At 56.8% G+C, this 13,765-nt stretch carries 13 protein-coding genes and 1 pseudogene; 6 read left to right on the top strand and 8 right to left on the bottom strand.

What is annotated here, in order from left to right:
* Window positions 1–14: 14 nt before the first annotated feature.
* The 3 genes and pseudogenes from FZF21_RS11545 to FZF21_RS11535 form a co-directional block, all read right to left on the bottom strand.
* Window positions 15–197 carry a DUF1869 domain-containing protein gene (locus tag FZF21_RS11545; protein ID WP_003856955.1) on the bottom strand — a complete coding sequence of 61 codons (183 nt, stop codon included), beginning with the start codon at window positions 195–197 and terminating at the stop codon, window positions 15–17.
* A 3-nt stretch (window positions 198–200) separates the two neighbouring features.
* Complete coding sequence (locus tag FZF21_RS11540) at window positions 201–554, bottom strand: DUF1971 domain-containing protein (RefSeq protein WP_003856958.1); 354 nt, start codon at window positions 552–554, stop codon at window positions 201–203.
* 27 nt (window positions 555–581) lie between these two features.
* Window positions 582–907 (bottom strand): annotated as a pseudogene (locus FZF21_RS11535) (DUF1971 domain-containing protein).
* Window positions 908–1,150: 243 nt separating this feature from the next.
* Between FZF21_RS11535 and FZF21_RS11530 the strand changes: the two are divergent.
* Both FZF21_RS11530 and FZF21_RS11525 read left to right on the top strand, forming a co-directional pair.
* Window positions 1,151–1,324 (top strand): GhoT/OrtT family toxin, encoded by a 174-nt coding sequence (locus FZF21_RS11530; RefSeq protein ID WP_003856960.1) that lies wholly within the window; start codon window positions 1,151–1,153, stop codon window positions 1,322–1,324.
* A gap of 86 nt (window positions 1,325–1,410) precedes the next feature.
* On the top strand, window positions 1,411–2,169 hold the full coding sequence (locus FZF21_RS11525; RefSeq protein WP_017382270.1) for an alpha/beta hydrolase: 759 nt from the start codon (window positions 1,411–1,413) through the stop codon (window positions 2,167–2,169).
* A gap of 33 nt (window positions 2,170–2,202) precedes the next feature.
* Here FZF21_RS11525 and FZF21_RS11520 read toward each other — a convergent pair whose 3' ends face one another.
* The 3 genes from FZF21_RS11520 to FZF21_RS11510 are packed head-to-tail and all read right to left on the bottom strand — an operon-like array spanning window position 2,203 to window position 8,697.
* Window positions 2,203–4,377 (bottom strand): virulence factor SrfC family protein, encoded by a 2,175-nt coding sequence (locus FZF21_RS11520; RefSeq protein ID WP_149121318.1) that lies wholly within the window; start codon window positions 4,375–4,377, stop codon window positions 2,203–2,205.
* Window positions 4,374–7,355 carry a virulence factor SrfB gene (locus tag FZF21_RS11515; RefSeq protein ID WP_040117696.1) on the bottom strand — a complete coding sequence of 994 codons (2,982 nt, stop codon included), beginning with the start codon at window positions 7,353–7,355 and terminating at the stop codon, window positions 4,374–4,376. The genes FZF21_RS11520 and FZF21_RS11515 overlap by 4 nt, the downstream gene beginning before the upstream one ends.
* 4 nt (window positions 7,356–7,359) lie before the next feature.
* Window positions 7,360–8,697, bottom strand: a complete 1,338-nt coding sequence (locus tag FZF21_RS11510; RefSeq protein WP_045142586.1) for an SrfA family protein — start codon at window positions 8,695–8,697, stop codon at window positions 7,360–7,362.
* A 282-nt stretch (window positions 8,698–8,979) separates the two neighbouring features.
* Between FZF21_RS11510 and FZF21_RS11505 the strand changes: the two genes are divergently transcribed.
* A complete protein-coding gene (locus tag FZF21_RS11505) occupies window positions 8,980–10,578 on the top strand; it encodes an ABC transporter substrate-binding protein (RefSeq protein ID WP_017382274.1) in 1,599 nt (532 codons plus the stop codon).
* A gap of 101 nt (window positions 10,579–10,679) precedes the next feature.
* The gene (locus tag FZF21_RS11500; protein ID WP_017382275.1) at window positions 10,680–10,913 is read left to right on the top strand and encodes a YdcY family protein; all 234 of its coding nucleotides are present in this window, start codon (window positions 10,680–10,682) and stop codon (window positions 10,911–10,913) included.
* Window positions 10,914–10,916: 3 nt separating this feature from the next.
* Here FZF21_RS11500 and FZF21_RS11495 read toward each other — a convergent pair whose 3' ends face one another.
* Together FZF21_RS11495 and FZF21_RS11490 are read right to left on the bottom strand one after the other, a co-directional pair.
* Entirely contained in the window at window positions 10,917–11,366 is a 450-nt protein-coding gene (locus tag FZF21_RS11495; protein WP_017382276.1) for a DMT family transporter, read from the bottom strand.
* A complete protein-coding gene (locus FZF21_RS11490) occupies window positions 11,363–11,881 on the bottom strand; it encodes a GNAT family N-acetyltransferase (protein ID WP_003856975.1) in 519 nt (172 codons plus the stop codon). Before FZF21_RS11490 ends, FZF21_RS11495 begins: the two co-directional genes overlap by 4 nt.
* A 148-nt stretch (window positions 11,882–12,029) precedes the next feature.
* On the opposite strand from FZF21_RS11490, the gene FZF21_RS11485 reads away from it, so the two are divergent.
* Together FZF21_RS11485 and FZF21_RS11480 are read left to right on the top strand one after the other, a co-directional pair.
* Window positions 12,030–12,605, top strand: coding sequence for a helix-turn-helix domain-containing protein (locus FZF21_RS11485; protein ID WP_017382277.1), 576 nt, complete (start codon window positions 12,030–12,032; stop codon window positions 12,603–12,605).
* Window positions 12,606–12,671: 66 nt separating this feature from the next.
* The gene (locus tag FZF21_RS11480) at window positions 12,672–13,706 is read left to right on the top strand and encodes an NADP-dependent oxidoreductase (protein WP_032103593.1); all 1,035 of its coding nucleotides are present in this window, start codon (window positions 12,672–12,674) and stop codon (window positions 13,704–13,706) included.
* Window positions 13,707–13,765 lie beyond the last annotated feature (59 nt).

The following is a 13,765-nucleotide window of genomic DNA, read 5'->3' as shown; positions in this document are numbered from 1 at the left end:
CCGGGCGATTCAGCTTACCAGCCACAGACCTCGTGTTCATTTTCCGTATCGTAGGCGCGAACGGTGTTCACCAGATCCTTCACGACATCTGCCGCGACGTCCGGGATCAACAGCTCCATTGGCGCTTCTGTTTCATAATCCACCGACACGCCGTTGCTGTTGTTGGTGACGGTCACGGTATAGGTAGCCTTACCCATTATTTACTCCTTATGCGTGTTGACCACTTTACCGATGCCCGCACCGCTGAGCGTGACGGCAGGATCCGCGAAAAAGTCGATATTAAAATAGGTGTCGTCGGTCAGTAGCTCAATGCGGTGCCATTTTTGGGGTGGGGAGATGCCAAAAGAACCGGCCTCAATGACCACTTCCAGATCGGGTTCGGTGGCGTCGCCATCGGCAAAGCCAAAGTAACGCACTGCACCCTGCATGACGGATAACCGACCGTACACGCCGGCTTTGGTGTTGTGATGGGTAAAAAGCGCTTTTGGGGCGGTCTCTTTATTCCAGAACGGCGTCGAGCGGGTATGAACAAAGTTTTCAGGAATACGTAACATCATAGTTTCCTTCATGTTGGCGGGCGCTTAAAGGGACTTAAGCACCTCAGGTTCAACAAAGAATTCAATATTGAACAGGGTGTCGTCGGTCATCACCTCAATGTGGTGCCATCTCTCTGGCGGGAAAACGCCGAAACGACCCGCTTCAATGACGAGCTCGCTGTCAGGCTCAGGTGTAAATTCATCAGCATAGCCCAGATAACGCACTGCGCCACGCATCACCGACAGGCGAGGGTAAACACCGGGCGCGTGCCCGTATCAAGGTGACGTTTAAAAATGCCGGCGGGGGCCGTTTCTTTGTTCCAGAAAGGCGTGGAACGGGTGTGAATGCAACTCTGCGGAATGCGTAGCATGTTTCCTCCCTTAAAAGCCTGCTGTTATTAAACTGCTTTCTGCGGGGATGAATTTATCAATAAGTGCATTTAATATGCATCTTATCAATAATAACCGTTTTGCTTTACCCGGCGTTGTTACACAAGGTACTCAGTTGTTATTATCCTTATTATTTAAGTGGTTATGATGTAACGAAAAAACTTGATCTGTGTCAACATATGACGCATATTGCGTGCGGTTATTTTTCGGCTCAGGTAAACAGAATGACGTTGTATCAAAAGATGTTGGTGTTCTACGCAATCATGGCCTCCATCTGCGCATTAATCACCTGGTTCCTGTCTAAAGATCGTAAACGTATTCGCCTGTTGAGCGCATTCCTGGTGGGTTCCACCTGGCCGATGAGCTTTCCTGTTGCCCTGTTGATCTCTCTTTTCTGAAGCACGCTTCCAGAATCGGCATCCAGACATAGCATTCCATACATTGAGGCTGTATAAATATACAGTCCGTCATACATGGAGTGCTTATGAACAGTTTCTATTCGCAGCAAGCAGGCTGCACTGTGCGCTGGCAGGATCTTCCCGGTTTCGGTGACCCGGTTGTGTTTATCCACGGGTTGGGCTGTGCATCGTCGTATGAATATCCTCGTATTGTCTGTGATACCCGTTTCGGGGGGCGCAGAGCCATTCTGATCGATCTTCCCGGTAGCGGTTACAGTGACAAACCTGACAACTACCGTTATCGCACGAGCGAACAGGCGCAGGTGGTGGTTGAACTGTTAAACCATCTCGCCCTGGATAGTCTCTGGCTGTATGGTCATAGCATGGGGGGGAGTATCGCGATCGAAACGGCAGCACTGTTAACGTCGCGCGTTAAGGGCCTGATAGTATCTGAACCCAATTTTCATGCGGGTGGCGGGATGTTCAGCCGAGCAATTGCGGCCCAAACGGAACAACATTTTCTGGCTCAGGGCTATGATGACATGCTGCGGGCGGAAACGTCGCCGTGGGCTGGAAGCCTTCAAAGCAATGCCCCCTGGGCCGTCTGGCGCGGCGCAACAAGCCTGGTCGAGGGCGTTAAACCTGACTGGGCACACCTGTTCTTGTCATTGAGCTGCCCGGTAATGTTAGTTTTTGGTGAGCGCTCCCTGCCTGATGACGATTTTATTCGCCTGCAACAAAACGGCGTTGCTGTAAAAATTATCCCTGATGCGGGCCATTCAATGTCCTGGGAAAACCCGTCAGCGTTGGCTCAGGCTTTGTCTGGCTTCATAAACGGCTCATGAAGGGGTAGCCCGCATTGCTGCGGGCTGCAATGATTAAGACAGCAAGGCAGACAAGGCTTTCCGCGCAGCAGGCTGAACGTCATACGGGCACTGATAATCCATGTTTTCAATCGCGCGGGTGTAGAGCGCAACCAGCCAGTCATAAACATAGGCTGTCGCCGCATGGACAGGCTGCTCGCCAAGTCGGGTAAGACGGGGAGAAGCGCTGCTCACAACTGGCGTCACAAAAATTGGCTGACCTTTGCGGATCCGGCTTGCAGGCCGTTCAGAAACGGGCGTCATTTCATAGCCAAGCCAGCTAATGAAATTGCCTGTCGCGGCATGCAGCTGCGCGGCACTGCTTTTATCTTTTTCTGCAATGCGTTGCAGTTGCAGCGGCAGATCCAGCCGGTAGCTGGTAACGATCAGCACATCCGCAATCTGCTGTAATACCTCTGCGTCCAGGCCCAGACGGGCAGCCGCCGCGTCGTTGCGACTCCACTGACGAAGATGGTTAACCCACACGTTATGGGCCAGCCGCGCCTTGTCTTTGGTCTGCAACGCGCCTGGATTTTCCTGCGTCTCTTCCGCAAACAGATCGATAACATCGTTAAACAGGCCGTTGACCTGTTCCTCACGAGGCTGGTGAACGGTCAGCAGCGTCTCAAACGCGTTTAACGGCGGCAGAAGCCCCTCAAGCAGTTCACCATGACGAGCGGCACTGCCTTGCAGCGTTCGGACCATTTTTTCGGCCTGTGCCCGCCCTGCGCCTGGCTCCTGAGTGAGAGGCGCGACATATGGGCGCATCAGCGTCGACACCGACTCTTGTAACAGCCTTTTTAGCGCGCGGAGACGCTTCTGGCGCTGTGCCGGCAGGGTAGCCTGCGACAGCCACTCAATCACCCGCTGCATGCTGTGGGTATCGAGCGCCTGGAGCGTGCCCCAGCGCAGGCCCGGCTGGCCCAGCAATTGCTGCACCGCTTCGTCCAGATTCTGCTTTGTGGTAAACCGCGCATCATGAGGGGTAATGGCCCAGACCAGCCCCGGCAACGCGGATTCTTCAACCGGCTGCGTCTCTTTGACCCAGTTTTGCAGGAGCCTTGCCGTTTTCGCGGTCTGCTGGTGGTGCGCCGTCGCATTGCAGATAACCAGGACATGCGGCTGAATGTGCTGACGATAATGCTCCAGCAACCACAGGCATTTTGCCTGCATCATCAGCGGCGTGTTTTCCTCAGAAATGGCAGGGATATCAATGACGTCAACGTTATCCAGCACGCAGTTCTCAACGGGCAGCACCACTTCGCGGGTCAGAGATGCCAGTACATCGACGGGCAGGCTAATGGCGTTAAGCAGCTCGCCGTTTTTTACCGGATGAAGCAGTGTTTCCTGTGCTTCCGGCAGGGTAAACGCCCCGTGCGTAAGGAAGCCTTCGCAGGGCAGACCAAAGCTGTCCACCAGCAGACTCAACGGCGCCGCAAGCGCGCTGGCATGGCTGGTTTGATGCAGCACCTGGGCGAATTTAAGCCACTGCTGGGTTAACTCCTGCTGCTCACCCCACAGCAGAGACCAGACGCTGGCGCGGGTGCTGAGATCAAGCGACGGAACCAGCAGGGCAAACTGGTGCCACAGGGCATCATCAATATGCTGCTTAGCGCCGGGTACTACGCTTTGCCAGAACCGGGCAATGGTCGCGACTTCCCGCGCCGTCATTCCCGGCACGCTCTGCGGTTGACGCAGCGCCCGCCACTTCTCAAGCCGGGCTTCAATCACCGATTTATCCACCGCGCGGATCTGCGGATCCAGCGTGGTGCGCGCGATAAACAGCTGTACCAGCTCGGCCTCCGTTACCAGGCGCAGGCGTAAGGGAAACGCGTCGTCTGCGACCTCGCGGGACGCTCTGCTGAAACGCACGGCCATGTTGGTCGGTGCATGCCCGGGGTTAATATGCGAGAAGTAATCAAACGTGCGTTGACCCGGCGTAACGTTCAGCCGTTCGTCCCCGCTGCCGCAAAGTGCAGCCAGCAGGTGCGCTTTCGCGGCCTGCGAGTGGCCATATAAGCCGATACTGCCCTGGCTGACAAGGGCGCGATCGAGCGCCTCTTCACGCGCGCTTACTGCGTTAAGGCGGGCAAGCAGGGCGTCGGCTTCGTTATCCAGCATCGGGGCGTGCTGTCGCGTCTCGTTGATCCACCCGATTAAGGCCTGAGTGGTGGCAGTCGTCGCAGTCATTTGAGGTATACGCTCCCGCTGTCGATCCAGTAGTGGCTGCCGCTGTGTCGGCGATCGGCCAGAGTATTCAGTTTAAAGGTCAGGGCATCCGGCGGCACTGGCGTGCCGTCCTGTAGCCAGGCATCACTCAGCTCGAAAGATTCCGGGCCTTCCTGCTTAGTGCCGCCACGCAGCTTCAGGCGCACGTTCAGTACGCCGTCGCCCGCAATGGCTTTCGCCAGCTCGGCTGAGTTGATGCTCAGGGTATAGAGCGGCGTCGCGGGCCAGCGGGCATTGGCCAACTGCCGGAAGCCGAGCGTAACGTTGCCGCGCAGCGGGAAGTGCAGACGGGCGTCCAGTTTCGCGCCGGGTTTATCGAGGTCGATATCGTGATACCAGACGTTCTCGTCCCGCAGGGTATTGATCGTGTTATCCAGCACGCCCAGATAGCGCACCGTAGAGTACGCGCCGATATCCGCTGCTTTAAAGTTAAATCGCGGCAGACGAAGATCCAGCGCCAGGCTACAGAGCATCGCTCCCACCGCAGCGGTGGATTTCGGGTTGCCGATCCGTCCCTGCTGGCTGAACGGATACCATTCATGAACCTGGTATTTATCCAGCCAGACGATGCGGTTGACGGGCACCGGTTGCAGGTGGCGAATCAAGGCCTGAACGCCCGGCAGACAGCCCGGCCGTCCCGTGATAAGCAGGATATCGCAGCTGTAATGAGAGATCGCCTCACATACCGCATGAAGCGGGGCGGCCAGCGTGAACTGACCCGCCAGCATGGCGTCCCGCATCTCCCGGAAGCTGACGTGCAGCGGTACGCTGAACAGATCAAAGTGTTCTGAGCCGGCAGGCAACGCATGGTCGATCGCCTGCTGGAGATAATTCATCACGTTGCGCGTCGGTTTTTGCGCAAGCAGATCGCCAAAGTTGGCATGCAGCCCGGCCAGCGGATCGTCAACATCGCTCGATTCCCACGCCGCCAGGATCGCGTGACCGATCGGCATAAAGAGCTGAAGCGCCGTCTGCTGGCGCAGGACCGCCTGGGTATCTATCCGCCCGGAGTCACCGAACAGGGATGCCATCAGCTGGGAGGCATCGGCTATGCCGGATTTCTGAAGCTGGGTTTGCAGGGCGGGCAGAACGTAGCGCTGGATCACGTCCAGCAGCGTGTCGTCGCCAGCGACCTTGAACCCTTCGCGGAACAGCAGCTGCGGGGTGATTTTGACGTTATTCCCGGAACCATCATCTAACTGATAGTGCGTGATGGCCATATCCGTCGTGCCGCCGCCGATATCAATCGAGGCCACGCGTAGCGCACGCCCCGGCTGGACGCCAGGCTCAGGCGCGCGATCCGGACGGGCGAGGGAGGCGAAAAAGGCCTCGGTCTGGCCACCAAAATGGGAAATGGCTTCGTTATACAGCCACACCAGCTGGCCGCAGCTGGCCTCGTCCCACTCCATCTGGATCTCAGGGACCGGCACCACGCTTTTTTCCTGCTGCTTGCGGCTGGCAAAATCTTCATCCTGCGGGTGCCAGCCCATCGCCTTCCAGACGATGGCGATGGCTTCGAACATGCGGCGACGGAAAATCTCGCGCTCCTGTTTCGGCATTGCCGAAGGCAGGGTGAGGATCAGCGTCCGCAGCTGGCGGGGAGAGGCCGGGAAGCCGAGCCGCAGGCGGGTGGCCACGCTGTTAATCTGGCCAAGCGCCTGAGCCAGCAGCTCGCAGAGCATGTGCGTCATCAGGGTGCTGCGGCTGTACTGCGGAGAGAACACCGGCAGGCGCTCATCCTGCGGCAGCGTAAAGAGCGGTTCCCCGTCGTCGTTCATCAGGTTCATCAGCGGAAACGCAGTTGCCAGCGGTTCGCGCTGGGTTTTGCTGTTCATCTGGCTAAAGCGCCAGTCCTGCACCACCGGCGTCTCGTCCCACAGATAGCGACGCGGGCTGGAGATGCCGCTGTTGCCTTCCGTGCCCAGACGCTGCATCGCCAGCTTACGCGCTTCATCACCCACGCGGACAATCGACGGCCAGACGAACGCATCCTCCCGGCCGCTTTCCACGGAGAAGTGCTGTTTGCCAAAACGCGCTTCAGAAAACTCAAGTCGGCTGGTAAACAGCGGCTCATTCAGGAACTGCGGCTCACTCAGAGATCGTACCTGAAGTTCAGCCGTCTGGCGCAGGCCGTCGTTGGCATCACCATGATCTTCAATAATCACGCCGCAGGTATGGGTGTTGCCTACGTCAAGGATCAAATCGACAGGAATAGCAGGGGTGCTCAGGGTATGGGTGACAAACTTCACTTCCGGCACGGTGAGTTGTTCACCGAGCATGGAGAGCAGGTTGAGCCAGTGCGCCTGATATTCAAAGCTGCGCATGGCCTGATGCAGCTCGCGCTCGGAGCGTTTTTCAACCCCGTCGGCAAACTGCGTGAAGGCTTCGCGCAGCCAGCCGTCAATCCAGGTCTGGTCGAGGAAACTCTCAACCTCACTGTCGCGCCAGGCGAGCGCGAAACGCGTGCCGTTCAGGATATCGTTTTCAACCGGCGACAGGGCAGACGTCGCATGCTCTGCAATCTGGCTGTCGAGCGCGACGGTGACCCGGTGCGTATTGCCAGCTGCGTCGGGCGTGGAAAGCTTTCGTACCTGGACGCGCGCCCAGTTATCCGGGCCTTCAACAAACGTCCGCGGCGGGTTAAAGCGCAGGAAAGGGATCGGCAGCCAGACGCCGTCCAGCACGGTCAGGGAGTCATGCAGTGGAATGGTGCTTTCAGGCTTGACCACTTCCGGCTGCCCGCCATCGGTGGCAGGGAGCGTGTACCGGCCGTTAACCAGGTCAAAATCCAGACGCAGCAGCGGGCCATTTGCTGTTTTACGCACGAAACGCCCGTTGCTGGCGGTGTCCTGCGGAGTCAGGCCAAAATCGAGAAACTGCACGCCGCTGTTAGCAATCAGCGTCACGCTCTGTTTATAGTCGCAAAGATTAACCAGCATAGGATCAGACACCTGCTTTCTTGAACGTCAGAGGAACGACGGTGTTGGCATCGTAACGTGCGGTGCATTCCGCCACATCGCTGGCACCTGCCTTACAGGTCACTTCCGGCATCGGATAGCGTGAACCGTCGGTGCAACGCGCGTTTCCGCGCGTTTTGATCAACAGCTCGCCGTTGCTGTGTAATCCGGAAAAGACGTCTACCCGGCAGACAATGTTGTCGCCATGCACGACCCGTGCGAAACCTTTATTGTTCTGGATCTGGTAGCGCAGCGACGGCGGTTTGCCGGTGAGCGGATCCTGCACATCGAGAAACGCGCGCCAGGTGCCGTTCAGGAAGCGCGTTAACCCCGCTTTGACCTGGTTTGCCTCCATCACCATCGCATCTTTCGGTATCGCGGTAATGACCACCGGTTCGGCTGCCGGGGCAGGCGTTTTCACCTTCGGCTCTACCACTTCGGCCTGGTGCAGCGGGAGTTTCAGTTCAAGCGGCTCAACCGTCTTTATGGGGGCCGGAGCAATGGCGACGGGTACTGGCGCTGGTGTGGCAACAGGCGCTGCGATCGGGGCCTGTTTTGGCCAGAGCAGCGGGGTGGCGATGGCTGCAATAATGACGGCGGCAACCGGCAGCAACCACAGGGGGGAGCGACGTTTTTTCTGTATGGCCGCCGGTGCGGGCTCTGGCGGCGCGGCGTTCATGCGCACCGGCTCTGGCGTATACAGTTCATCGTCGGTGATACGGACTGTAGTCACAGGCGTGATAAGCGGCGCGTCGGCCTGCTCAAAGGTCACCACCGGGGCCGGTTCTGGCTCCGGTTCAGGTTCAGGCTCGTTAATCACCACTGGCTCAGGTTCAGTGACCAACGATTCGCGCAGGCAGTCCAGCACGTCGTCGCGCGCGTTTTCGTTAAGGTTGACGAAACCCCAGAAGCAGAGCACCGGTTTGCCATCCACCAGGAAAACAAAGTTTTCACCGGGAAACTGAAAGGCTTTTGAGAGCAGAGAGCCAAACAGTTGCTGCGCCGTTTTCGGTGACTGAAGGCATTTTTTACTCAGCGACTCCACGCTGGTGAGCGTGTTTTCCAGATAGCGCAGGGCGCGATAACGATCATCTTCATCCGCCGCCTTCCAGCTGGAGACAGTTCCCTCAACCGGGGAGTACCAGTCAACGCGATCGCCGCCGTCGTTGACCTGGGGGATGGCCAGGCAATCAACGATAGCCTGTTGTTTGCGCAACCGAAGCGCTTCGCGGATTTGCAGCGCTGATTCAAAAACGGCCTGTCCGCCGCCGCCAACGGCCTGAAAATCATCCAGATTACCGCTGCGTAAAAGTGTTTTTGCCACGATTTGGTCCTGTAGACTTTTTCACGCCATTACTTTAGCGAATCAGGTAAGCAAGCAAACGGCTGAGGAGACGGCAAAAGGGACGATTTCTTGCGGCATTGATCGTGACGGTTGTGCTTGACGAATAATGGACCTTAAGGCAAATCGGTTTCTGCGGGATGATGCTAAAACCAGCGAAATGTACGGCTTTAGAATAACCTGATAGTGATTCGTTATTTGTCAGGCCAAAACGTCTGTGCTGTTATTACTGTTCACTATAATAAAACCGAAAGGGTAATAACCATGTCTACAGGGAAAACCGTGCTCGCCCTCGCGCTGAGCGCGCTGCTACCGGCAAGCGCCGCATGGGCGGCAAACAAAGACACCATTATCTACTGCTCCGAGGCGTCGCCGGAGTCGTTTAACCCGCAGATCGCCAGCTCTGGGCCCTCATTTGTCGCCAGCTCGCAAACGCTGTATAACCGTCTGATTAACTTCGACCCGGTAAAAAACACGCCGGTGCCTTCTCTGGCCGAGTCGTGGACCATTTCGCCAGACGGCAAAACATACACGTTTACCCTGCGTAAAGGGGTAAAGTTCAACAGCAATAAATACTTCAAACCGACCCGTGATTTTAACGCTGATGACGTTATTTTCTCCGTTATGCGTCAGAAAGACCCTAAGCATCCCTATCACAATGTTTCCCAGGGTAATTACGAGTACTTTAATGACGTGGGCCTCGACAAGCTCATTCAGGATGTGAAAAAGATCGACGATTATCATGTTCAGTTCACGCTGAGTGAACCCAACGCGGCGTTCCTGGCCGACTGGGGAATGGACTTCGCCTCGATCCTCTCTGCCGAGTACGCGGACGCGATGCTGAAAAAGGGTACGCCTGAAAATGTGGATACCTGGCCAATCGGCACCGGCCCGTATGTGCTTCAGCAGTACAAGGTGGATTCGCTGATCCGCTACGTCGCCAATCCGAACTACTGGGAGGGAGAGGTGCCGACCAAACACCTGATCTTCTCAATCACGCCAAATGTTGAGACGCGTCTGGCTAAGCTGCAAACGAACGAGTGTCAGATCATTCCTGCGCCGTCGCCGGTGCAGTTTGAAGCGATCAAGAAAAACAAAGACCTGACCCTGCACTCGGTGGATGCGCTGAACGTGGGGTACCTGGCGTTCAACACGGAGAAAAAACCGTTTGATAACGTGCTGGTGCGCCAGGCTCTGAATTACGCAACGGACAAAAAGGCCATTGTTAACGCGGTCTTTATGGGGTCTGGTACGGTCGCTAAATCGCCGATCCCGCCGAACATGCTCGGCTTTAACAAAGACCTGAAGGATTACGGCTACGATCCGGAAAAAGCGAAAGCGCTGCTGAAGCAGGCGGGTCTGGATAAGGGCGCGGAAGTGACCCTCTGGTCCATGCCGGTTCAGCGTCCGTACAACCCGAACTCGCGACGCATTGCGGAGATGATCCAGGCTGACTGGGCGAAAGTGGGCGTGAAGGCGAAAATCGTCTCATACGAGTGGGGGGAATATCTCTCCGGCATGCGTAAAGGCGAGCATGATTCCGCGCTGTTCGGCTGGATGTCTGATAACGGCGATCCGGACAACTTCGCCGATGTGCTGCTGGGTTGTAACAGCATCAAAACCGGATCTAACGCCGCGCGCTGGTGTGATAAGGGGTATGATGAGCTGGTGCAAAAGGCCAAACTGACCAGCAACCCGGACGAACGTGCGAAGCTGTATGGCCAGGCACAGGAGATTTTCTACCAGCAGGCACCGTGGATTGCGTTAGCTAACGGCAAAACGTTCTACGCGACCCGCAGCAACGTGACCGGGTACAGCGTGAGTCTGATGGGCAGTGACTTCTCGAAAGCGAAGCTGAACTGATCGTATTCTTGCCGGGTGGCGGCTATGCCTTACCCGGCCTACAGTTACCACCCGTAGGCCCGGTAAGCGTAGCGCCACCGGGCATTTGGAAAGGAGTGACAATGTCACATTTAAACGATGTTATCGCCCGCGTCGATGCCGCCATCGAAGAGAGCATAATTACCCACATGAACGAACTGCTGATCGAATTAAGCGACGATGCAGAGCTCAGCCGTGAAGATCGCTATACCCAGCAGCAGCGCCTGCGTACCGCGATTGCGCATCATGGTAAGCAGCATAAAGAAGAGGCGGAGGCGCGCCATGCCCACCTCACGCAGGGTGGGACTATCCTGTAAGGGTTAAAACTGGCGCCGTGCCACCAGCCAGGCGCCGACCACCAGCATCGCTGCGCCGCAGACCGGGCCTACCAGCGCGCGCAGGGGAACGCCGTTGCTCTTGAGGATGTCCATCACCAGGCCGCCAATCAGCTGGCTTGCTACCAGCACGGCAATGGTCGTTGCCGCGCCCACATTCTGATACCCGCTAATACTGGCAAAGACAAAAAATGACCCCAGCAGGCCGGGGATAAGCGTCCACCAGCGCACCGTCGACGCCAGTTCGCTAAACCCCGCCAGGCCATTTTTCACCAGCAAAAGGCTGACAAACAGCACAATCCCCACCAGCGAGTTCAGCAGCATGGCGATAAGAATAGTGGAAGAGGATTGCGTAATGCGCACCATCAGGGTGTTTTGTACCACCAGCCCAATCCCGGCGGCCACCAGAAACGCTAACGTCAACGATTGATTCATGGCAGAGCATCCGGATCGCTGCGCTCATCGAGCTGGAGTTGCATAAAGGTTAAATCCAGCCAGCGACCGAATTTGGTTCCCACCTGCGGCATATTTCCGGTGGTAATAAAGCCCAGGGTTTCATGCAGATGAATCGACGCCTGATTCTGCGCCTCAATACCGGCAACCATCACATGTTTACCAATCTGGCGGGCTTCCTTGATTAATTCCGTCATCAGCAGCCGACCGATGCCTTTGCCCTGATGATCGGGATGAACGTAAACCGAGTGCTCCACCGTATGGCGAAAACCGTCGAACGCTCGCCAGTCGCCAAATGAGGCGTATCCCGTCACAACACCTTCTTCTTCACTGACCAGCACCGGATAACCCAACAGCGTGCGCGCCTCAAACCATGCAATACGGTTATCGGTGTCGACAGTTGTATCGTTCCAGATGGCGGCGGTGTGCAGCACCGCATGGTTATAAATTTCACCGATAGCGGCACAATCTTCTTTGCAGGCATGACGAACGATCATGGTTAACCTCTGGCTGTGTTGTTTACTATAGTAGTACGATTCACTCACAATATTACACAGTTCTTGTGTTGCATCGCTACGACAAAATCCCTATTTTTTTGTCACCAAACTGCCCCGAAAAACCATCCGTACACTATAGTATGACGTCATGAACACAATGACAGACAATATGAATCAACGCATTAGCGCCCGCATACGCCTTGAACGCGAGTCGCGGGGCTGGTCATTAAGCGAACTGGCCGAACGGGCAGGTATTTCACGCGCCATGATCCATAAGATTGAACGGGGGGACAGTAGCCCAACGGCGACGCTACTTGCCCGGTTATCCGGTGCCTTCGGTATTAGCATGTCTACGCTCATTGCGCGCGCGGAAATGCAGGAGGGCAAACTGTTACGTCTGGCGAACCAGCCCGTCTGGCGCGATCCGCAAACCCACTATTTACGTCGTCATGTGTCGCCGCGCAGCGATATGCCTATTGACCTCGTCCAGGTGGAACTGCCCGCGGGCAGCGATGTGCCGATGCCCGCCTCCTCTTATGCGCTGGCGCGACAGCTGATTTGGTTGCAGGCAGGTGAACTGGTCTTTCTGGAGGGGGACACCCGCCATGAAATGAAGGCCGGAGATTGTCTGGAACTCGGGCCGCCGAACGACTGCCGGTTTATTAACGAAACGGATGAATCGTGCCTTTATCTGGTCGTGCGGCTTAATCAGTCCGGCTCATAATGCAAAGGCGATCCGCAGGATAACGTGCCAGACTTGAATGACATTTTCAGCTGTAAGGAGCGATGAATGAGTCAATCAACTACGCAAAACCGACGCTGGGTACTGGCTTCCCGTCCACACGGCGCACCGGTTGCCGAAAATTTCCGCCTGGAAGAGCAGCCGATCCCCACGCCCGCAGAGGGGCAGGTGTTATTACGCACCGTATGGCTCTCGCTTGATCCGTACATGCGTGGCCGTATGAGCGATGCGCCATCCTATTCACCTCCTGTCGAGATTGGCGCGGTGATGGTGGGCGGCACGGTAAGCCGCGTCGAGACCTCCCGCCATCCGGATTATAAAGAGGGCGAGTGGGTTCTGGGCTACAGCGGCTGGCAGGAGTATGAACTTTCCGACGGGAAAGGGCTGGTCAGGCTGGGCGAAAACCCGTCGCACCCTTCATGGGCACTCGGCGTGCTGGGAATGCCGGGCTTCACCGCGTATATGGGGCTGCTTGATATCGGCCAGCCTCAGGCGGGGGAAACGCTTGTCGTGGCGGCAGCCACGGGGCCGGTCGGCGCAACGGTGGGGCAGATCGGTAAAATCAAGGGGTGCCGGGTTATCGGCGTGGCCGGCGGGGAGGAGAAATGCCGCCATGCGGTCGACGTGCTCGGTTTCGACGCCTGTCTGGATCACCATGCGGATGATTTTTCCGAACAGCTGGCGAAAGCCTGCCCGCAGGGCATTGACGTGTATTATGAAAACGTCGGCGGTAAAGTCTTTGACGCCGTACTGCCGCTCCTGAATACCTCCGCGCGCGTACCTGTTTGCGGACTGGTAAGCGGCTACAACGCGACCAACCTGCCGGATGGTCCGGATCGCTTGCCGCTGCTGATGGGGACCATCCTCAAAAAACGCATCCGCATGCAGGGCTTTATCATCGCTCAGGACTATGGTCATCGTATCGACGAGTTCCAGCAGGAAATGGGACGCTGGGTGAAGGAAGGCAAAATTCACTATCGCGAGCAGGTCACCGAAGGGCTGGACGCGGCGCCGGAGGCGCTGATTGGGCTGCTGGAAGGGAAAAACTTCGGCAAGGTCGTGATCCGCGTGGCGGCGGACTAAACAGAGCATCGGTTATGGCGGGCAAAGTCCGCCATAATTATTTGTGAAGATACGATATA

It is taken from the genome of Enterobacter sp. LU1 (genome assembly GCF_008271405.2).
Classification (GTDB): Bacteria; Pseudomonadota; Gammaproteobacteria; order Enterobacterales; family Enterobacteriaceae; genus Enterobacter; species Enterobacter hormaechei_C.
This window is presented reverse-complemented; position numbering and strand designations above follow the sequence as displayed.